The organism is Shinella sp. BE166, from assembly GCF_051201095.1.
Taxonomy (GTDB): Bacteria; Pseudomonadota; Alphaproteobacteria; order Rhizobiales; family Rhizobiaceae; genus Shinella; species Shinella lacus.
Genome location: NZ_JBPEHL010000025.1, coordinates 29,566 through 48,948, shown reverse-complemented (window position 1 = coordinate 48,948; position 19,383 = coordinate 29,566). Strand labels below are relative to the sequence as shown.

18 protein-coding genes and 1 pseudogene are annotated in these 19,383 nt (G+C 61.3%); 13 read left to right on the top strand and 6 right to left on the bottom strand.

The features are described 5' to 3' along the window. A partial coding sequence (locus J2Y63_RS32580; RefSeq protein ID WP_435269433.1) for an electron transfer flavoprotein subunit alpha/FixB family protein occupies positions 1 to 204 on the top strand: 204 nt, incomplete at its 5' end. Between the two features lie 85 nt (positions 205 to 289). On the opposite strand, the gene J2Y63_RS32575 is transcribed toward J2Y63_RS32580, so the two are convergent. Then, positions 290 to 1,669, bottom strand: coding sequence for an MmgE/PrpD family protein (locus J2Y63_RS32575; RefSeq protein WP_435269432.1), 1,380 nt, complete (start codon positions 1,667 to 1,669; stop codon positions 290 to 292). Further along, positions 1,666 to 2,838 carry a mandelate racemase/muconate lactonizing enzyme family protein gene (locus J2Y63_RS32570; protein ID WP_435269431.1) on the bottom strand — a complete coding sequence of 391 codons (1,173 nt, stop codon included), beginning with the start codon at positions 2,836 to 2,838 and terminating at the stop codon, positions 1,666 to 1,668. The genes J2Y63_RS32575 and J2Y63_RS32570 overlap by 4 nt, the downstream gene beginning before the upstream one ends. Positions 2,839 to 2,982: 144 nt before the next feature. On the opposite strand from J2Y63_RS32570, the gene J2Y63_RS32565 reads away from it, so the two are divergent. The 9 genes and pseudogenes from J2Y63_RS32565 (at position 2,983) to J2Y63_RS32525 (ending at position 10,950) form a co-directional block, all read left to right on the top strand. Then, positions 2,983 to 4,089: a hypothetical protein gene (locus J2Y63_RS32565; protein WP_435269430.1), complete on the top strand. Its 1,107-nt coding sequence runs from the start codon at positions 2,983 to 2,985 to the stop codon at positions 4,087 to 4,089. Positions 4,090 to 4,186: 97 nt separating this feature from the next. Next, a pseudogene (locus J2Y63_RS32560) lies at positions 4,187 to 4,468 on the top strand (glutathione ABC transporter ATP-binding protein GsiA); the annotation flags it as partial. 396 nt (positions 4,469 to 4,864) lie between these two features. Then, positions 4,865 to 6,223 carry an NAD(P)H-dependent oxidoreductase gene (locus J2Y63_RS32555; RefSeq protein WP_435269429.1) on the top strand — a complete coding sequence of 453 codons (1,359 nt, stop codon included), beginning with the start codon at positions 4,865 to 4,867 and terminating at the stop codon, positions 6,221 to 6,223. Between the two features lie 23 nt (positions 6,224 to 6,246). Continuing rightward, positions 6,247 to 6,546: a putative quinol monooxygenase gene (locus J2Y63_RS32550; RefSeq protein ID WP_435269428.1), complete on the top strand. Its 300-nt coding sequence runs from the start codon at positions 6,247 to 6,249 to the stop codon at positions 6,544 to 6,546. Between the two features lie 12 nt (positions 6,547 to 6,558). Beyond that, entirely contained in the window at positions 6,559 to 7,464 is a 906-nt protein-coding gene (locus tag J2Y63_RS32545; RefSeq protein ID WP_435269427.1) for an NAD(P)-dependent oxidoreductase, read from the top strand. Between the two features lie 25 nt (positions 7,465 to 7,489). Next, the gene (locus tag J2Y63_RS32540) at positions 7,490 to 8,485 is read left to right on the top strand and encodes a DctP family TRAP transporter solute-binding subunit (RefSeq protein ID WP_435269426.1); all 996 of its coding nucleotides are present in this window, start codon (positions 7,490 to 7,492) and stop codon (positions 8,483 to 8,485) included. A gap of 75 nt (positions 8,486 to 8,560) precedes the next feature. Then, the gene (locus J2Y63_RS32535; RefSeq protein WP_256120100.1) at positions 8,561 to 9,112 is read left to right on the top strand and encodes a TRAP transporter small permease; all 552 of its coding nucleotides are present in this window, start codon (positions 8,561 to 8,563) and stop codon (positions 9,110 to 9,112) included. A gap of 3 nt (positions 9,113 to 9,115) precedes the next feature. Next, entirely contained in the window at positions 9,116 to 10,396 is a 1,281-nt protein-coding gene (locus J2Y63_RS32530) for a TRAP transporter large permease (protein ID WP_435269425.1), read from the top strand. 2 nt (positions 10,397 to 10,398) lie between these two features. Further along, positions 10,399 to 10,950 carry a gluconokinase gene (locus J2Y63_RS32525; protein ID WP_435269424.1) on the top strand — a complete coding sequence of 184 codons (552 nt, stop codon included), beginning with the start codon at positions 10,399 to 10,401 and terminating at the stop codon, positions 10,948 to 10,950. Between the two features lie 3 nt (positions 10,951 to 10,953). Here the strand turns inward: J2Y63_RS32525 and J2Y63_RS32520 are convergent, their stop codons facing one another. From J2Y63_RS32520 to J2Y63_RS32505, 4 genes are all read right to left on the bottom strand, one after another. Continuing rightward, entirely contained in the window at positions 10,954 to 11,844 is an 891-nt protein-coding gene (locus J2Y63_RS32520; RefSeq protein WP_256120103.1) for a LysR substrate-binding domain-containing protein, read from the bottom strand. A 409-nt stretch (positions 11,845 to 12,253) separates the two neighbouring features. Further along, the gene (locus J2Y63_RS32515; RefSeq protein ID WP_435269423.1) at positions 12,254 to 13,759 is read right to left on the bottom strand and encodes a DegQ family serine endoprotease; all 1,506 of its coding nucleotides are present in this window, start codon (positions 13,757 to 13,759) and stop codon (positions 12,254 to 12,256) included. Between the two features lie 147 nt (positions 13,760 to 13,906). Further along, positions 13,907 to 14,320 carry a hypothetical protein gene (locus tag J2Y63_RS32510; RefSeq protein ID WP_435269422.1) on the bottom strand — a complete coding sequence of 138 codons (414 nt, stop codon included), beginning with the start codon at positions 14,318 to 14,320 and terminating at the stop codon, positions 13,907 to 13,909. 562 nt (positions 14,321 to 14,882) lie between these two features. Next, complete coding sequence (locus J2Y63_RS32505) at positions 14,883 to 15,563, bottom strand: GntR family transcriptional regulator (protein WP_256120106.1); 681 nt, start codon at positions 15,561 to 15,563, stop codon at positions 14,883 to 14,885. A 137-nt stretch (positions 15,564 to 15,700) separates the two neighbouring features. Between J2Y63_RS32505 and J2Y63_RS32500 the strand changes: the two genes are divergently transcribed. The 3 genes from J2Y63_RS32500 to J2Y63_RS32490 are packed head-to-tail and all read left to right on the top strand — an operon-like array spanning position 15,701 to position 19,360. After that, the gene (locus J2Y63_RS32500) at positions 15,701 to 17,866 is read left to right on the top strand and encodes a N,N-dimethylformamidase beta subunit family domain-containing protein (protein WP_435269434.1); all 2,166 of its coding nucleotides are present in this window, start codon (positions 15,701 to 15,703) and stop codon (positions 17,864 to 17,866) included. Next, positions 17,859 to 18,893 (top strand): Ldh family oxidoreductase, encoded by a 1,035-nt coding sequence (locus tag J2Y63_RS32495; protein WP_435269421.1) that lies wholly within the window; start codon positions 17,859 to 17,861, stop codon positions 18,891 to 18,893. The genes J2Y63_RS32500 and J2Y63_RS32495 overlap by 8 nt, the downstream gene beginning before the upstream one ends. A gap of 38 nt (positions 18,894 to 18,931) precedes the next feature. Further along, positions 18,932 to 19,360 (top strand): GNAT family N-acetyltransferase, encoded by a 429-nt coding sequence (locus tag J2Y63_RS32490; protein ID WP_435269420.1) that lies wholly within the window; start codon positions 18,932 to 18,934, stop codon positions 19,358 to 19,360. The last annotated feature ends 23 nt before the right edge of the window (positions 19,361 to 19,383 follow it).

Genomic DNA, 19,383 nt, shown 5'->3' with positions numbered 1-19,383 from the left:
GGTCAGACGGGCAAGGTTGTCGCGCCGCAGCTCTACATCGCCTGCGGCATTTCCGGGGCCATCCAGCATCTGGCCGGCATGAAGGACTCCAAGGTCATCGTGGCGATCAACAAGGACGAGGAGGCGCCGATCTTCCAGGTCGCCGACTATGGCCTCGTCGCCGATCTCTTCGAGGCACTGCCGGAGTTGCAGAAGGCGCTCTGAACGGGCACGCATCGACTTTACCGTCATCACCCTGAGGCTTGAACCGAGGATGACGACGGTGAGGGAGCCCGCGAGTCGGCTCAGGCTAATGGGTAGCGGAGAGATGCCGGCCAAGTTCACGGAGGGTGGCCTGGGCATCCATCGTGGCAATCGTGGAGGCGATCGCGTGGGCTTGAGCGGGTGGCACGATGCCATCGCAGAGCGAGAAAAACTTCTGTTCAATCCTTTGCCGCCCGACAGGGCGTTCCGCGCTGCCCGTGCGATGGGGCACGTCCGTCTCGAGGACCCGGCCGTCCGTCATGCGTGCGACGGCGGTGACGCGATGACGGTTCGCGGCGCCGCCGGCGTCGAGCTCCGGCTCATGCCTGAATTCCATCTTCGCGATGAGCGTGAGCACGTCGGGATCGGCGAGGCGATCCTGCCTGTACTGCTTCACGAAGGCATCGCCTTCGAGCAGCTGAATCGCCGCGGCAAAAGATCCGTTCATCTGCGCTGAGACGATATCCACCGGCTGGTAGGGCCAGCCGACATTCATGGCGCCCTTCTTGCTGAGGCTGATGGTAAGGTGCTGGAGGTTATCGGCGCGAAGGCCTGCTGCTGTCAGCTCCCTGACCGCGTCTATCGTCGTGTGTGCGCTTGCGCATGCCGCGTAGAGCTTGAAGCCGACACGTCGGCATTCCCAGTTTTCCCCCAATCCTTCGAGTATTGTCTCGGGATCGAACTGTCCCTTCATCGTGCTCATGAAACCGCCGGACTGCGCCTCGATCCCATTGAGTGCGCCGGTAAATCCCTTGCGGGCCAAGAGGGCGGCGAGAACACCGCTTTCGGCGGCGCGGCCGGCGTGGAAGCGTTTGGCCATCGCGCCCTTGCGCGCCGCATAGAGGCCGCTTGCCTGCGTGGCGCCAAGCGCAATCGCATGTGCGCTCGCAGTCGCGTCGAGCTTGAGACAGGATGCGGCGGCCGCGGCCGCGGCGAACGTCCCGACCGTCCCAGTGACATGGAAGCCGCTGGTCGAGTGGCTGACGCCGGCGCAGATGCCAACGCGTATACCGATCTCATAGCCGGCCGCAAGTGCCAGGAGCAGGTCGCGTCCGCTGCGTCCTTCGGCTTCGGCCACTGCCAGGGCTGCGGGAATGGTGACGGCTGCCGGGTGCAGGGAGGACGAGACGTGCACGTCATCGATCTCGTAGCCATGTATGGCCGTGCCGTTTGCGAGCGCCGCATTGGGCGGGCTCGCCGTCTCGCCACGCCCGAAGAGTGTTACGCCGGGCCTGCCGCCGAGCTCCGAGGCGAGTCCCGACACCATCGACCCCCAGGGCTGGCGAGCGCCGAAGAGGCCGCAGCCGATGCCATCAAGCAGGCACAGCTTCATGTGCTCCACGACGTCGGACGGAAGATCCTCATAACGCAGTGAGCTCAGCCACGCGCCGAGCCGGGCGATAACCGTCGTTGACATGGTGTTCATGCGAGTACCTCGCGCCGCAGCGTCAGGCGCTCCAGCGCCGTCTCGTCGATGGTGATGCCGAAGCCGGGTCCGTTCGGCGCGCGGACGTGACCATCCCGGATCTGGAAGTCGTTTTCTGCAGCGATCGGATCCGGACCCATGACGCCGAGCCCGAAAATGAACTCGCCGGCGGGCATGACCTGCCGCGCGGGCCGGCTGGCATAGAAATGCGCGCCGGCGGCGGCCTCGAGCTGTGAGAGAACAGCAAGCCCCCCACAATTGATCTTGAGGTTTGCCGCTTCGGCGAGTGCCGCAATCTTGCGGGCCGGCGTGATGCCACCATGCTTGTAGAGCTTGATGCACAGCACATCGGCGGCGCCCGCAGCGATGATCGCATGCGCGTCCTTGATCGTCCCGCAGGCCTCGTCCGCCATCAGCGGCACGCCGCTTGCCGCGGCCCTGATCGCCGCCATGCCTCGCAGGTCATGCCGGTCGATTGGCTGTTCGAGGTAATCGAGGCGATAATCCTTCAGCGCCTCAAGGACGCTGAACGTGTCGCTACAACTCCAGCCGGTATTGGGATCCATGCCGAGCACGATGTCGAGCCCGATCGCCTCGCGGATCTTGCGGAAGGTTCGCACGTCCTCGCGCCAGCCGTTCGGATGGCCGGCCTTCATACATAGTACGGTGATGCCGAACTGCGAAACCGCGCGCTGTGCATCCTCGACCACGCGCGCAATGTCGCTTGCCATGCTGATCGACCATTCGAGCGGGATGAGCTCCTGACAGAGACCGCCGATCAGGTTGTAGACCGGCTGGCCGAGCGCCTTGCCCATGGCGTCGTATAGGGCGTGGTCGATGAGGGCGCGGGCATTGACGTTCTGCGGGCCGCGATTGTCGAACATCGCGTGGATCGCTTCCACGTCGAAAATCGACCGGCCGATCAAGTGAGGCCCGTACACCTCCTGGATCGCGGTAATGATGCTGGCATAGGTGTCGGGTATCGAGTGATGCGGCGAAAGCGGGCGGATCTGGCCGTAGCCGACAACACCTTCTGCAAAGATTTTCACCAGAACCGGCTTACCGAGCAGGTCGCCCGAGCGTCCCGTATCATAGGAGCCGGTGGAACGCATACGCTGCAGGCGCTGGGTCAGGTCGCTGACAATGATTTCGATCCGCTCGATTTTCATGATTCCCCCGTTTTTGAACACCGGGAGAACCCGGACGACGCTATGTGTAGCGCTTGAAATGCTATTCCATGGTGTGAAACATATTGATTTGACTCCCGGTGCGCAACCCAACTACGATAAATTTGTGGAACAACATTTCACATCATGAAACGGGAGGAGTTTATGAAACCTATCAAGAGTTTGGGTCGACTCATGGTCGCGGCTGCGGCCATGTGGGCGAGTGCAGCCTATGCGCAGTCAGCCGATTTCGGCGGAAAGCGTGTCGAGATCATCGTGCCCTACGAGGCTGGCGGGGGAACCGACCTTTATGCGCGCTATCTCGCCCCCTTTCTTTCGGCGAAGCTGCCCGGCAACCCCACGGTCATCGTCACGAATGTGGAAGGCGCTGGCGCGATTGCCGGCAGCAACCAGTTCCAGGAGCGTGCCAAGCCGGATGGGTTGTCGCTCATTGCGGTCGCGGCGTCGGTTACGTCAAACTATGTGTTCCGGGATGAACGGGTTCGCTACAAGCTCGACACCTGGATTCCGATCATCAGTTCGCCCGCCGGCACGGTGGTCTATGCTCGGCCGGATATTGGGCCGAAAACGCTCGGAGACATGGCGTCTCTCAAGGGCAAGCAACTGGTTATGGGGGCGAACAACCCTTCGGGCGGCGACATGCGCGTGCTGCTGAGCCTGGATCTGCTGGATCTCGACCTGAAGCCGATCTACGGCATCAACCGCGGCGATGCCCGGCCCGCTTTCGAGCGCGGCGAGTTCAACGTCAACTTCGACTCGACCCAAGCCTATCCGACACAGGTCAAGCCGCTGATCGAGGCGGGCGAGGCCGTGCCGCTCTTTGCCTTCGGCATTGCCGACGAAAACGGAAAGATCGTGCGTGATCCCACGGTCCCCGACCTGCCGACCTTTGTCGAAGTGTATCGCTCGATGTTCGGCAAGGACCCGGAAGGACCAGGCTTCGAGGCATGGAGAGCCGTCTTTAACCTCAATGTCATGGCCTCGAAGGCACTTGCGCTGCCAGCGGACACGCCGAGCGAAATCGTGGAGGCCTATAATACCGCGATGAAGGAGGTGCTCGTCGACCTGCGCAAGCCGGAAAACGTCGAGAAGTCCGACGAGATCGTCGGTCCTTATCCGCAAGCGCTCGGCGCACAAGCCGGCAGGATCCTGCGCGGCGCCGTGGCCTTCGACGACGCGACCTTTACTTGGCTTCAAGAATGGATCGCGAAGGAAACTGCGGGCCGGCAGTAATGGCTCGGGGTGCCGCACCGACAAAGCGCGGCACCCCTTGCATTTCGCTGATGCATAAAACCAAAGGCGTTGAAACGTGCTGATACGCGAATGCCCCGTCGCCGTGGTGGAGAAGGTGAGCCATCGGGTGGTAGTTATGCATCTCGCTGAGATCGTCGAGATTGGTCCGCGCCAGGCCGTGTTCGAGAATCCGCAGCATGCCTATACGCAAAAGCGGATGGCGGCAGTCCCTGTACCGAACCCGTCGCGGCGTAACATCAAACGGCCTGTGTCAACCGACGAGATTCGGAGCCCAATCCATCACATCGGCTACGAGCCGCCAAAGCGCTTGTACCAAGAGGTCTCAAAGGGGCACTTTGTGCAGGCGGGATCTCATTGAGCGTCCTCGCTGCCAGCAAGTTGCTATCGTCACCCTTGCCGCGTCGGTTCGTCCATAGTTGCGTCTGCGAAGCGCTGGCTGAATTTTCACCGGCAGGCGAAGCGGCGGCGCGCTTGGCGCGTTTGAACTGACCATATGCGGCATCGGATTGCTTAGAAAATCTAACAAATTCGCTCGACTTTCTAAATTGAGCTAAGCGCTTATCGGCCGTACCTTCCTTCCGAAGCTGCTCGGGAGGCGGCTGGGAGTGGCGGCGAATTCGCCCTCCTCGGAGGAGACCAAGCTCATTGCGACGATTGTGGCCGGTGAAGCGCATGCGCTTTGCCGTTCACTCGACGATGCGCGGACTTCGGCGGGGCACTCCTCACAATCATCCCCAAGCTGAGGACCCTGTCGATGAACCTTTATTCCCTTCTTTCCCTGCGTGCGGCCGAGGGCCGTCCCGTTCGTGTGGCACTGATCGGCGCCGGCAAGTTCGGTTCGATGGTCCTTGCTCAGGCCCAGCGCATTGACGGCTTGCACATGGTTGCCGTCGCCGACCTTGACGTCGCCAAGGCACGCGAATCCATGGAGCGGGTCGGCTGGACCAAGGAGCGCTACCAGGCACGGAGCTGCGGCGAGGCGCTGAAAACCGGCCAGACCTTCGTAACCAACGACGTCAACGCGATCTACGGCTGCGACGAGATCGAATGCGTCATCGAGGCAACCGGCCATCCGATCGCCGGTACGCGCCATGCGCTTGCTGCTATCGAAAGCCGCAAGCATGTTGTGATGGTCAATGTCGAGGCCGACGTCATGGTCGGTCCGATTCTGGCGGAGAAGGCCCGCGCGGCCGGCGTGATCTATTCCATGGCCTATGGCGACCAGCCGGCCTTGATCTGCGAGCTTGTCGACTGGGCTCGCGCCACCGGCTTCGAGGTCACCTCTGCCGGCAAGGGCATGAATTTCGAGCCGCGCTACCGTTATTCCACGCCGGACACGGTATGGGGACTGTTCGGCTGGACTGAAGAACAGGTTGCCGCAGACAATCTCAACCCGAAGCTCTACAACTCCTTCACGGACGGCACCAAGGCTGCAATCGAGATGGCCGCCGTTGCAAACGGCACGGGTCTCGATTGCCCGGATGATGGTCTTGCGTTTCCGCCCGCTGGTCTCCACGATCTCGCCCGCGTTTTCCGTCCGGTGAGCGACGGCGGTCGCATGGCCCGGTCCGGCCTCGTCGACATCGCGGCCAGCCAGGAGCCTGATGGCCGCGAGGTCTTCAACAATATCCGCTACGGCGTCTTCGTGACTTTCAAGGCGCACGACGAATATGCCCGCGCCTGCTTCAAGCAATATGGCCTCCTTACCGATCCGTCGGGCTGGTATGCCTCCATGTGGCGCCCCTTCCACATCATTGGCCTCGAAACTTCCATTAGCGTTTTGTCCGCAGTGCTCCGCAATGAACCGACCGGCACATCCAAGGAGTTCCGCGGCGACGCGGTTGCGACTGCCAAGAAGGACATGCAGCCCGGCGAAATGCTGGACGGTGAGGGCGGGTACGCCGTCTGGGCCAACGCCATCCCGGCGACGCGCAGCCTCGACCTGAAGGCTCTGCCGATCGGCCTTGCTCATAACGTCAAGCTCAAGCGGCCGATCAAGAAGGACCAGATCGTCAGCTTTGATGATGTCGAGATCGTCAACGACCTCGATGTCGTCACACTGCGCCAGGACATGGAAGCACGCTTCCGCCCCGGCCAGGAAGCGGCAGCCTGATCGCGCGGTAAGAGGACGGGAAGATGGAAGCTTTCGTCGTTGTTGCCGAGTTTCGCGTGTGGCCGGAGAGGCTTGCGGACTTTCTGGAGGCCGCGCGCGACGATGCGCAGCATTCGTTGGCGGATGAACCGGGATGCCGCCAGTTCGACGTCGCCCAGCCGCAAGGAGAAGACGGCACTGTCGTCTTCTACGAAGTCTACGACAGCCGCGCAGCGTTCGATGTCCATCTGCAAACGCCACATCTCAAGCGTTTCCGGGCGGCCTTCCCATCCTTCATCCTGGAGGAGCGGCCTGTCCGCTTCCTTCACCGCCACTATCCGTGAAGAGGGTGTGCCATGGCCGAAAGTGTGAAACGGATCGCCGTTATCGGAACGGGCATCATGGGCGGGCACATGGCCGGCCGGCTGGCTGATGCGGGTTTTCAGGTGGCTGCCTGGAACCGGACGCGGGACAAGGCCGATGTGCTGTCGTCCCGCGGCATCGCCGTCTCGGGCTCGGCGGCGGAGGCCGCCGCCGGCGCCGATGTGGTGATCTGCATGCTCAGCTCCGGCCCGGTCTGCGAGGACGTGCTTTTGGGCGCCGGCGGTGTCGTGGCCGCGATGAAAACGGCCGCCGCGCTCGTCGTGATGAGTTCCATTCCGGTGGAAACAGCGGTGCACATCGGCGAGCAGGTGGTCGGTCGCGGCCTTACCTATAGCGATGCCCCGGTTTCCGGCGGTGAGAAAGGCGCGCGGGATGGCACGCTTGCCATCATGGCGGGGGGCGTCGAGGCGGATGTTGCGGCACTTGCCGCCGTCTTCGCCTGCCTCGGACGGGTTACGCACGTCGGCCCTGCCGGCAGCGGCGCACTGACGAAACTCGCCAACCAGCTCATCGTCGCTTCGACAATCTGTGCGGTTGCCGAGGCTCTGACACTCGTAGAACGGGGCGGGGCAAATCCAGCCCGCGTTCGCGAGGCCTTGCTCGGTGGTTTCGCCGATTCCACCATCTTCCGTCAACACGGCCTGAGAATGGTCATGGGCGATTTCCAGCCGGGCGGTTCGGCGAAATACCAAGTGAAGGATACATCCACGGCCCTGGCATTTGCACATAGCCGGGGATTGAGGCTACCGGTCGGCGAGGAGGTCGACCGGCTCTACCAGGCCATGGTCGACAACGGCGATGGCGATCTGGATCATAGCGGCATCATTCTTGAACTTCGGCGCATGAACGATACCGCGCAACCGACGGCTTGTACCTGACATCAAATTCTTTGGGAGGAATGACATGAAACTCTTTACCATTCGCGGCCTCGTCGCGGCAGCAACGCTCTTCTCGGCCTCGTTCGCCGCGGCCGAAACCCTGACGCTTTCAACACCGGATGCCGATACGTCGGAAATCACCCTTGCCGCCAACAAATTCGCCGAGCTGGTCTCTGCCAAGACGAATGGCGAGCTGACAATCAAGGTATTTGCCAATGGCACGCTCTACGGCGGCGATCCATCGGCTGGCGTCAAGCAGCTTGCGGGTGGTTCGCTGGATATGCTCTTGAACTCCACATCGCTTTACGCAACTTTCAATCCAAAGTTCACGGCAATCGCTATCCCCTACCAGTTCCGGGACATTGAGCAGCTGCGCGCCTATCTTGACAGTGATCTCGGCAAGGAGCTCCAAGGCGATCTTAGCAATATCGGCATTCTCGGTCTTGATCTCTGGTCCCGACCACTGCGCCAGATTACCAATTCGAAGCTTCCGATCACCGCACCGACTGACCTCAAGGGCATGAAGCTACGCGTGCCGAACAATCCGCTCTGGGTTGAGTTCTTTGGCGCGATGGGTGCTGCGCCGACGCCAATGGCTTTCGCTGAAGTCTACAATGCGTTGCAGTTGAAGGTGGTCGACGGGCAAGAGAATCCGATCAACGTTCCAGTCAGCGCCCGCCTGTTCGAAGTGCAGAAATACGCAACGATCAGCAACCACATCGCCGACGCTTGGGTGCTGGGCATGAACCCGGCACGCTATGAAGGCTTGAGTGATGCCTTCAAGTCCGCGTTGCAGGATGCTGCCAAGGAAACCGAGGCCTGGAAGGCCGAGAACGACGCTGCGGATATCGCAAAGTCGCTGGAGACCCTCAAGGCAAAGGGCATGGAGGTCAACGAACTGACGGAAGAGCAGCGTCAGGAGTTCGTTGACGTCGCAGCCGGGCTGTCGGAGACGTTTGCCGCTCTCGTGAAGGACCAGTCCTTCTTCGATCGCACCCAGTCTTTCGCCAAGACGAACTGACGTTTGGGCCGACACCTTGTCTTGGGACAGGTGTCGGCCCAGGCTTCTGTTTCACTCCCGCGGAAAGGTATTTCCATGCGTGCTCCCCTGCGCTCCCCGCTCGGCACCTTCGTGAAGATCATCGCCGATGTCGCCGCCGGTGCTGCGTGCGCCGGCATCCTGGTCGTCGTGCTGATCCAAGTCGTCGGCCGTCTTGCCGGGCACCCGTTTCCGTGGACCGAGGAAGCGACGCGCTTTCTTTTCATCTGGATGGTGTTTCTCGGTCTCGCCGCCGGCTTCAGGACCGTCGAGAGTGCTCGCGTCGTTATTTTCCTCGTGCTTGCGCGCCGGCTCTTCCAGAATCTCGCCGTGCCGATCTATGTCCTGTCTTCCGTCCTTTTCTTTGCTTTGATGGGATGGACCGGGCTGACGCTGGTGCGTCAGCAGATCATGATGAACGAGACCGCCGCGACGCTGCCCATTCCCATGTGGGTGATCGGCATGGTGATGCCCGTCTCCGCGGCGATCGCGATCCTGGCGATCTTCGATTCCCTGCGCCGCCGCCGCGACCTCATCGCACTTCCAGAACTCGGCCTGCCGGCGGGTGAAAGTGCCCATGCCGACATCTCCATATCAGCGGGACATTGACCCATGTCGCTCTTTCTCCTCCTTTCCTTCTTCGGGCTGAGCATGCTCGGCATACCGCTTGCGGTAGCTCTAGCGCTCGCCGGTATCGCTACGCTCTGGCTGTTCACGTCCATGCCGATGGATCTCCTGTCACAGACGATGTTCTCGTCGATGAATTCGTTCCTGCTGGTGGCGGTGCCGCTCTTCATTCTGGTCGGGGCCGTGATGGAGCGCGGCCGGGTCGCCGAGCGCATTTTTGACTTCGCCGAGGCGATCGTCGGCTGGCTTCCGGGTGGTCTCGGCCATGTCAACGTGATTTCGTCGGTGATCTTTTCAGGCGTGTCCGGCTCCTCCGTCGCCGACATTGCCTCCGTTGGCGCCATCGAGATCAAGGCGATGGAGCGGCACGGCTTTCCGAAGGGTTATGCCGTCGGCATGACGCTCTGCACCGCCACGCTCTCCTCGATCATCCCACCGTCCATCCTCGTTGTCATCGCCGGCTCTATCGCCAACGTGTCGATCGGCACACTGCTGGTCGCCGGTCTCGTGCCGGGCCTGTTCATCGCCTTCGCCTTCCTGGTCTTCAACCATTTCTATTCGGTCTACTACGGCTACAATCCGCCGAAGCCCTTCAATTTTCGCCTCTTGGTGGTGACGGGCCTGCGCGCCATCCTGCCGATGCTGACGCCGCTGATCCTCATCATCGGTATTGCGAGCGGTCTGTTCACGCCCACCGAGGCGGCGGCAATCGCCGTGGTCTATGTCGCGGTCCTCGGCCTTCTGGTCTACCGGACCCTTCCGCTCCGCGAGATTCCGGAAATCCTGATCTCGACGGCGCGCATCTCCGGCACCATCCTCTTCATCGCCGCCACCTCGCAGCTTGCCGCCTGGATCTTCACCTATGATGGCCTGCCGGAGAAGGTGGCCGAGCTGATGCAGGTCATGAGCCTCGGCCCGCTGACAGGCATGCTTGTCATCTTCTTTTTCCTTTTGATCATCGGCATCTTCATGGAGGCGATCCCCGCCATGTTCATTCTTATCCCCGTGTTGATGCCGCCGGTGCAGGCGCTGGGTATCGACCCGATCCACTTCCTGATCGTCACCGTCATGACGCTGACACTCGGCCTCGTGACTCCGCCCATCGGTGTCTGCCTCTTTGCGGCGGCGCAGGTGGCCAACATGAAAGTGGAGGATGTCATCCGCGGCTCGCTGGCGCCGATGGCGGTATTGACGCTGGCCATTTTCGCGCTGGTGCTCTTCCCGATCCTCACTCTCGGCCCGATCCGTCTTTTGGGAATGTATTGACGATGGCTAAGGCAGTTCAAAGTCTGCGCCCTGAAATGATGCAGGCGGCTTACATTCTCGTCATGGGCATTGCGGGCACGGGAAAAAGCGTGATCGCCAGCCGTCTCGTGAACTCCCTTCGCGGTACCTTCGTTGAAGCGGATGCTTATCATAGCCCCGAGAATGTCGAACGCATGCGCCAGGGTATCGGTCTCACAGATAACGACCGTTGGCCGTGGCTGACGGCTGTGGCGGAAGCCGCGATTGGCGCGGAAGGCCGGCCCGTCATCATTGCCTGCTCCGCCCTCAAGCGCAGCTACCGTGACGTCCTCCGCGCGAAGATCGGAGCGTTCCCGATCCTCTTTCTCACCGGCGCCCCGGAATTGATCGGCGAGCGGCTCGCCGACCGTCAGAATCATTTTGCCAGTGCCTCGCTGCTCGAAAGCCAGTTGCAGACCTTGGAGCCACCGGCAGAAGACGAGGATGTCGTGTACCTCGATATCCGCATGTCGCCCGATGAAATCGTCGTGTTCGCGCTTGCCCAGCTCGATGGGCGGACCTCGACCGGCGGCTGATCCTCAGCGCCTTGCCGCCCAGGCATCCCGTTCTTCACGCAGCCAGTCTAGGAAGGTGCGCACCTTCTTTCGCCGCAGATGATCGAACGGGCAGACGATCCACTGGGTCACCAGCCGGATTGCCGGGTAGGACGCGACGGGGCAAACGAGGCGGCCGGAAGCGAGTTCCTCCTCCATCATCAGCGTGCTTTCCAAGGCAATGCCCATGCCGCGTGCGGCGGCGTCGATTGCCATATGGCTGCGGTCGAACAATACGCGCTGCCAACGGTCTGTGGATGTCACTCCCGCCAAAGGAAACCATGTCGTCCATTGAGCCTGAGACTTGGCGGAATGGATGAGGCGGAACTTCGGCAAATCCTCCGGAGAAAGACTATCGGCTGCGGCGTAGCCCGGCGAGCAGACCGGCATGAACTCTTCTTCTACCACACCCTCGACAAACAGGCCTGGCCAGCGCCCGTCGCCGTGGCGAAGCTCGATATCGACGATCTCCTGGCTGAAATCAGTCGGCTCGTTCGTGCCATCGAGGCGCACTTCCAGGTCGGGCTGCTGGTCGAGAAACGAGGCCAACCTCGGAAGCAGCCATTTGTTGGAAAGCGTCGGCGTCGCGCGAATGGTGAGGCTGGTGACGGAGCGGAAACCCTTGATGGTCGCAGTCGCCTCGGCGATGTGCTCGACCTGGTCTGCTATCATCGAAAAATAGCGTTCGCCGGCCTCTGTCAGCACAATGCCGCGACCCGCCTTGGCCAATAGGGAGACGCCGAGCTGCAGTTCAAGCGCCTGGATTTGCTGACTGACGGCTGATGGTGTGACGCTGAGCTCTTTAGCGGCGCGCGAAATGCTGCCCGCGCGAGCCGCTGTATGGAAGACAAAAATCGGCTTGATGGGGATGTGCATCAGGGATTGTCCGCATAAGGTTCGCTTTCTTAAATCATCTACCTTCCGTTCCGCCAAGCGTCGAGCAAGCTGCAACGCTGCAATGCGCAATCTGCACGGCGTCGCTGACACGGCAGGTTGTAGATTCACGCCGGAAAGCGAGGACAGTACGATGCGTTCGACAGACAAAGCGAAATCACAGAGCACTGCCCGCCGCCTCTGGGCGGTATTCATGTCGGTTCGCGCCTATCAGGCGCGACAGTTGCTCAAGAATCGCTGCAATTAACTTTTCGTTCCCGCGCATAACGTAAGTCGCTCGAGGGGAGCCGGCTCTCGCACCTATTTCGCCTCAGGAATGTGACTAGCCGACAGATGCCGTCAAAAAGCAGCCGCCCAGCAGCGCTGGACGGCTGTTGAAAGGCTGAAACACTCAACCCTGGGCGAAGGGGACCGTCACGAAGGTTTGCTGGTCCTGCCGCTGTACCAGAAGCAGGACGGCCTTGCGGCCTGCCTTGCCCGCTTCAGAAACTGCGGTTTTGGCTTCACCGGCCGAGCCAACCGGCTTCTGATTCACCGAAAGGATGACGTCGCCCGGCTGGAGGCCGGCGTCGGCGGCGGGCTTGTCTGGGTTGACACCCTCGACGACCGCGCCGTTTTCATCCTTCGGCAGGCCGAGCGATTGCCGCATGTCCGCCGTCAGGTCACCAAGCTGGACGCCGATGGTCGGCACATGTTGTGCCGCCTTGCCCGATTTGCCGCCAGCATCGGCTATGATCTGCCCACTGCCGTCCTCATTGTTGCCGATGGTAATCGAAAGGTCCTTGTCGCCGCCATCGCGCCAGACCGTCAGGCTTTCCTTCGCGCCGGGGTTGAGATCGGCAACCATGCGTGAGAGATCGCGCGGCGAGGTCACTGCCTTGCCTCCGAGCGCGGTGATGATGTCGCCGGAACGGATACCGGCTTTGCCGGCCGGTGTGCCGTCATCGACCTTCGCCACCAGTGCACCCGTCGGTTTGGCAAGCCCGATTGCATCGGCGATGTCGGCGGTCACGGGCTGAATCTGCACACCGATGAAGCCGTGCTCGATCGAGCCGTCCTTCATCAGCTTGGCGACGACCGCCTGCGCCTGGTTGGAAGGTATGGCGAAACCGACGCCCACACTGCCGCCATTCGGCGAATAAATCGCCGTGTTGATGCCGACGACCTTGCCGTCGGCGCCGACAAGCGGACCGCCCGAATTGCCGTGGTTGATCGGTGCATCGATCTGGATGAAATCGTCATAAGGTCCACTGTGCAGGTCGCGGCCGCGGGCCGAGACGATGCCGGCCGTTACCGTCGTGCCGATGCCGAAGGGGTTGCCGATGGCGAGGATCGGATCGCCGGCGCGCAAGTTATCCGATTCGCCCCAGCCAATCGTGGCCAGCGGCTTGTCGCTGTCGATTTTCAACACGGCGAGGTCCGACTTCGGGTCCGCACCGATGAGCTTCGCCGACAGTTCCGTGCCGTCGTCGAGCGTTACCTTGATGGTGTTCGCCTTGTCGATGACGTGGTTGTTGGTGACGATGTAACCGTCACTCGTCAGCACGAAGCCGGAGCCGAGCGCCTGGGCCTTTTCGGCAGACCGCGGCTGCGGCATCTGCCGCTGGCCGAAGAAGTCGCGGAACTGCTGGTCGAAGGGCGAACCGCCGCCGAAGGTGGAGGTGCCATCGGCACTGGCATCTTCCGCATTGAGGGTTGTCGTAATGGTGACGACGGCTGGCTTGTCGGCCGATACGACCGAGGCGAAGGAACCCTCGGCGAGCGGTGAGCCGAAGCTTTGCGGTGCAGCAGCTTGCGCGGTTTTCGTGCCGAGAAGGCCGGAGGCAGCCATCGGCAGCACCAGCAGGGCGACGCCGAAGAGCGCTGCGACACGATGTTTTTCAAGAATTCTGGTCATGGTCGTCTTCCTTTGTTCGGTGCTCCGGTGCCTGCGAGACAGGCGCCGGAGCGTACGAGACCGGACCGCAGGTGCAGGGCGGCCGCTCTCATGTTCAGGGCTGGGGGGGGGGGAATGTGGTCGAACGTCGCCGACGGGTACCGAAGGTCAGCTCAACCGTACGATATCCTGGTCGAGCTTGCGGATGTCGCTCTTGAGGCGTTTGTAAGTGGTGTTCGGGATCGCGCCGGCATGGGAGTTGGCGGCGGTCATTGCCTGGTTGTGGATGCTACCGGTTTCGCTTTCTAGTTTGCGCACGGCGCTTGCCGACAACCGATGCATGGCCTCTTCTTGTTGTATCTTCTCGTCGGCCGAACGTAGCCTGATGAGAACCTGGTTGAGGCGCGGCTTGTAGAGAAGCGCTGGCATATACTGCGATGATGCCTGGGGATCGGTAGAGTCGTGATCATGGGTCGAAACACGCCCCGAGGGAGGCTCGTGCCGGCTGGCGGCGAAGGCGCCGCCTACGGCAAGCGAAAGAGCGATAGTGGCAAAGGTGATGGTTTTCAATGTCGAGCGCATGACGCGTATCCTCGAAGAAGGAGGGAAGACGTACCCTCCACCCGGCTGTCCGGTGTCGTCGCGTCGCGGTTCCTTCCCGCCGGCGGCATCCAGCCTGTCATCATCTATAGGCCCGCCCGCCCAGTCTGGTCATGTTACAATTAAATAAAGTTTCGGGCGCCTTTTTCGCCAAATTAATGCCCGGATTGAGGAGCTTGCCCGGTAAGTGTTCTCGAATTACCGTTTCTTGTCAATGGTTTGCTTTTCTCTGTGTTGCGCCGGGCGCAGGCACCAAACATGGCCGATCTGTAATCTTTCTCTCAGGCATCGAGTGGGGGTTTACTGCCGGGGCCAGCCGCGCCTTCAGCCCATATATGATGCGGTCGGCAAGGCCTTCGTATTCGAAATGATGCTTGCCTTCGACGTCGTCGACCTGGTGGGACATACGGATATCGTCGGCCGTCTAATACGGATTACGCTCGGGCGGAAGCAGCGCACAGTGGGAGACGGGGCGCACTCATGCTCGTCCATTTTACGGGTCGGCAGTCAAGATCCTTTCAACGGCAAATACAGCCGCAAATGACTATTTGTTCCCTCTAACTTTGGGCAGATTGCTCAGCAGAGACTCGCATGCCTTGGTGATGTGAGTAACGAGCAGGTCTGTCGCGAGCGCGACATCGCGCTGCCGGCAGGCGGCAAGAATCTGGCGGTGTTCTCGATCATCGACGCCGGTTCCGCCCGATAGTGTCAGCTGAATGCGAAGATATCGTTCGATCCGGTCGTTCACCGATCGGATGAGGTTGAGCAGGAAGGGCTTGTCTGCGTCTTCGTAGAGACAGGAGTGAAATTGCCAGTTCAGTTCTGCCCATCGCGCGACATCTGTCTCGCGGGCGAACTCGTCGCAATAGCCTTCAGCACGCTCGAATGTGCGCTCGGTCATTCTCGGAACCGAAAGTTTCAGCGCGTTGGCTTCCAGCATGGCCCGCACTTCGAAGATCTCGGCGATTTCCGGTTCGGTGATGCTCGTTACGACAGCGCCGCGGTTGCGTTGAAACTCGACAAGCCCTTCGGCTTCGAGACGTTTAAGCGCTTCGCGGACGGGAATCTTGCTGACGTCGAAGAGCTTGGCAATGTCGTCCTGGCGGATAGGCTCGCCCTCGTCCAGGACGCCGGTGACAATCGCTTCGCGAATGTATTTCGCGATGATATCCGAGGTCGGGGGCGTGCTGCCGAGCGACGGCAGGTTCTGGGCTTTCAGCGGCAACTTTCACTCCATGTTCGCTCGGCGCGGTCGCGTGGGGCGCTTCGAATACCGTAGCGTATATACGATCGGTGCTTGTCTGTCTTGACTCGTAATCGTATACGATATCCTATACAAGGAAAGAAGGAGAGCTGCGCGTGATGGACGGGCAAAAAACACCGGGATTGATCGGCTACGTTGCGCCCCTCAGCGCTACGCCCGGTGGCACTCTGGAATTCAAGGTTTCCTCTCAAGGCAATCGGTCGGTTGCTGCGCGGGGACTTCGTCTCATCTGCTGCGATCCGAATCCGGCAGGACCTGGCGTCAAGACCGAGGCTGCTGACTTCGGCCTCGCGGAAAGCTATCCGGCTTCAGAGCAGCATGCGCATCTCGGTTCCTGCGCGTTTGGTCAGATTCCGGATCTGAGCGACTATGTGTCGGTCGAGATCGAGCTGGTAATACAGCCGACTCTCTTTTCCGATAGCGCACAAACAGTCTTTTCCTTGCAGAACGCCAAAGGAACCACAGGCGTGGCAATGATTGTTCGCGGCGGCATGCTATTTCTCCAGCAGTTGCGAACGGATCGGGTATTCGATGTCGGCCTCGCTCTGCCGCTGAATCGTTGGTCTCGTCTTGACGTGACTTTCAAGCCCGATGGTTTCTCGGTTGTGATCGTGGAGGAGAGCCCCCGCGGCGTCGAAGGGAAGCAGGCCGGTTCTTCCCACGTTACGAGTGCGGCGCTGACTGGCGCTGATCACATCTGTATTGCCGCTGTGTGGCGAGGTCATCCCACACAGGCGTTCAACGGAGCCCTAGAAGGTCCTCTAGCGAGCGCAAGGCGACTGGAAACGTCCGCATGGGAAATCATTGCCAGCTGGAATTTCGGCGGGGACGCGCGTGACACCTGGGTGGCGGATGCGACGGGAGGCGAAGCGCGCCTTTCCCTGATCAACATGCCGATGCGTGCCGTCCGGTCATCGGCCTGGTCCGGGCGCAATCAGGATTGGAAGCAGGCGCCGCAAGACTATGCCGCGATCCGTTTTCATTCCGACGACCTCAGCGATTGTGCCTGGGAAACAACGATCCGCATGGTGGTACCCGAGGGCATGCAATCCGGTGTCTACGGGCTTGAGATCGACAACGGCGCCGGCAAGGACACGATTCCGTTCTATGTCATTCCGGGAGAGAGGACCAAGCGGCGGCGGATCGTCTTCCTGGCACCGACCTTCACCTACATGGCCTATGCGAATTTTGCGCGAGGCAACTTCGCCGGCGATCTCGCGGCAAGGGCCGCCGCCTGGAACGCCTATCCGCACAATCCCGATGAGGTCGGCGCCTACGGCTATTCCACATATAGCCGCCATCCCGACGGAACCGGGGTCACCCTGTCATCGCGCCTGCGGCCCATTCTGACCATGCGCCCGAACTATCTCACCTACTTCGATGCGAACGGATCGGGTATGCGCCATTTCCCGGCAGATTCGCATCTGACGGATTGGCTTGAGAAAAAGGGTTTCTCCTTTGACGTCATCACCGATGAGGACCTGGATCGAGATAGCCTTGCCGCCTTGTCACCCTATGACGTCGTGCTGACCGGCACGCACCCCGAATACCACACCCGACGCACCATGGAGGCGCTGATCGCGTATCGGGAAGCCGGCGGCAATCTCATGTATCTAGGGGGCAACGGCTTCTATTGGAAGATTGGCCGCAACGACGACATGCCGCATCTGATCGAGGTCCGGCGTGCCGAGGGCGGCATGCGGGTATGGGCGAGCCAGCCGGGCGAGTATTACCACCAGCTCGATGGAGACTATGGCGGCCTTTGGCGTCGCAACGGAATTCCGCCCCAGGCCGTTGCCGGCGTAGGCTTTACCGCCGAAGGCGGGTTTGAGGGCTCGTATTATGTCCGCACCGCTGCCTCCTACGCTGAGGACCTTGCCTTTCTTTTTGACGGCATATCGCCCGATGAGCGCATCGGCGATTTTGGATTGTCCGGTGGTGGGGCGGCGGGTTTCGAGATCGACCAGGCCGCAACCGATCTCGGCACGCCGGAATTCGCGACGATCGTCGCCTTCTCCGAAGGGCATGGGCCTTCGTTTCACACGACGTTCGAGGAGCTTCTTCTGCCTGATGTGTTCGACGGCGCGCCGCGGGCGCATGGCGGCATCAGCGCCAACATCGTCTACGGAAAGTCCGAAACGGGCGGCGGGCTCTTCGCCGTCGGCTCGATCACCTTTTGCGGGAGCCTGTCGCACAACAACTACGACAACAATGTCTCGCGGCTTCTCGAAAATTGCCTGAGGAGGTTTCTCGCTTATGGTTGAGAGAAACGAAACCCGAGACACCCGCCTTCGCTTTCACGAGCTGAAATCGCTCCTGAAGACGGTTTTCGTCAACGATGGCACAGCCGCGGAGACCGCCGAAATCCTTGCGGAAAACTGCGCCGGATGCGAAAGGGACGGTGCGCTGAGCCATGGCATCTTCCGCATGCCGGGCTATGTCGGTTCCCTCCGGTCGGGATGGGTGGACGGTCTCGCAGTGCCCGATGCCACGCGCCTTGGACCGTCCTTCATCCGCGTCGATGCGCGGAACGGTTTTGCCCAGCGGGCGCTTGCGGCCGCAGACCCGCTCGTCAGAAACGCGCTTCGCGAGACTGGAATAGCCATCGCCGCGATCCGCAATTCCCACCATTTCAGCGCATTGTGGCCGGATGTCGAACCTTTTGCGCTTTCGGGCTACATCGCCCTCACGGCGGTGAACGGTCTCGCGAATGTGGTTCCCCATGGCGGCAGGCAGGCGATCTATGGGACCAATCCCATTGCCTTTGCCGCGCCGGTGGAAGGTGCCCCGCCGCTCGTCGTCGATCAGGCCACCAGCGTCATGGCGAATGGCGAAGTCCGCCTGCAGGCTCTCGCCGGCAAGCCGGTGCCTTTGGGAACAGGTGTCGACCGCGACGGCAATGCCACGACGGATCCTCATGCGATCCTGACGGGCGGGGCATTGAACACCTTCGGCGGCTACAAGGGGTCTTCGATCGCCCTGTTCGTCGAAATTCTCGCGAGCGCCGTCACAGGGGGGCAGTTCTCCTTCGAAAACGACTTTACCGGTTATCCCGGCGCGCAAACGCCGAAAGCGGGGCAGTTCCTCGTCGTGATCGATCCGAACTGGGGTGGCTCTACCGGATTTGAAACGCGCCTTGCGCATCTGTGCACCCGGCTGATCGATGCCGGCCAGGATCGGCTCCCCGGCGCGCGGCGATTTGCGAACCGTGCGGCGGCCGAGCAGTCCGGCATCCCGATCGCACAGGGCGAACTCCAGCGGCTTCGAACGCTGGCGGGGGAGGCGCCGTGAAACCCGGAACGGATCGGCTCAAACAGGAAGGCCATGACATGACGCTCGACAAGAAGAGACTTGAACTTCGACGGGACCTCACGCCCGAGCAGGTGGACCAGTTGGTCGACCTCTTTCAGCAGGAGTGGTGGACCAAAGGCCGGGAGAAACCGGATGTCGAACGATTGATGAAGAATGCCGGGCCGGTGTTCGCCTTCATCGATCCGCTGAACGGAGAACTGGTCGCCTTCGCGCGCGCCATGACGGACGGCGTCTACAAGGCGATGATCTTCGACATCATCGTCAAGGAGACCTGGCGGAACACCGGGCTCGGCCGGCTGCTGATGGAGACCGTCATGACGGATCCCGTGCTCGCGGGCGTCAAGCATCGCGAACTCTATTGCCTCGAAGAAATGCGGCCCTTTTACGAAAAGTGGGGATTCACGGCCAACCTGCCCGGTCTTTTCTTCATGCGCCAGTCGTCCTGAGGCACGGCAAGTGGGGTTTCGAG

Coding starts and splice junctions, on each gene's coding strand:
- J2Y63_RS32500 (WP_435269434.1), top strand. CDS start 15,701: ATGGACGGGCAAAAAACACCGGGATTGATCGGCTACGTTGCGCCCCTC.
- J2Y63_RS32540 (WP_435269426.1), top strand. CDS start 7,490: ATGAAACTCTTTACCATTCGCGGCCTCGTCGCGGCAGCAACGCTCTTC.
- J2Y63_RS32535 (WP_256120100.1), top strand. CDS start 8,561: ATGCGTGCTCCCCTGCGCTCCCCGCTCGGCACCTTCGTGAAGATCATC.
- J2Y63_RS32565 (WP_435269430.1), top strand. CDS start 2,983: ATGAAACGGGAGGAGTTTATGAAACCTATCAAGAGTTTGGGTCGACTC.
- J2Y63_RS32550 (WP_435269428.1), top strand. CDS start 6,247: ATGGAAGCTTTCGTCGTTGTTGCCGAGTTTCGCGTGTGGCCGGAGAGG.
- J2Y63_RS32520 (WP_256120103.1), bottom strand. CDS start 11,844: ATGCACATCCCCATCAAGCCGATTTTTGTCTTCCATACAGCGGCTCGC.
- J2Y63_RS32530 (WP_435269425.1), top strand. CDS start 9,116: ATGTCGCTCTTTCTCCTCCTTTCCTTCTTCGGGCTGAGCATGCTCGGC.
- J2Y63_RS32495 (WP_435269421.1), top strand. CDS start 17,859: ATGGTTGAGAGAAACGAAACCCGAGACACCCGCCTTCGCTTTCACGAG.
- J2Y63_RS32510 (WP_435269422.1), bottom strand. CDS start 14,320: ATGCGCTCGACATTGAAAACCATCACCTTTGCCACTATCGCTCTTTCG.
- J2Y63_RS32490 (WP_435269420.1), top strand. CDS start 18,932: ATGACGCTCGACAAGAAGAGACTTGAACTTCGACGGGACCTCACGCCC.
- J2Y63_RS32545 (WP_435269427.1), top strand. CDS start 6,559: ATGGCCGAAAGTGTGAAACGGATCGCCGTTATCGGAACGGGCATCATG.
- J2Y63_RS32525 (WP_435269424.1), top strand. CDS start 10,399: ATGGCTAAGGCAGTTCAAAGTCTGCGCCCTGAAATGATGCAGGCGGCT.
- J2Y63_RS32515 (WP_435269423.1), bottom strand. CDS start 13,759: ATGACCAGAATTCTTGAAAAACATCGTGTCGCAGCGCTCTTCGGCGTC.
- J2Y63_RS32575 (WP_435269432.1), bottom strand. CDS start 1,669: ATGAACACCATGTCAACGACGGTTATCGCCCGGCTCGGCGCGTGGCTG.
- J2Y63_RS32570 (WP_435269431.1), bottom strand. CDS start 2,838: ATGAAAATCGAGCGGATCGAAATCATTGTCAGCGACCTGACCCAGCGC.
- J2Y63_RS32555 (WP_435269429.1), top strand. CDS start 4,865: ATGAACCTTTATTCCCTTCTTTCCCTGCGTGCGGCCGAGGGCCGTCCC.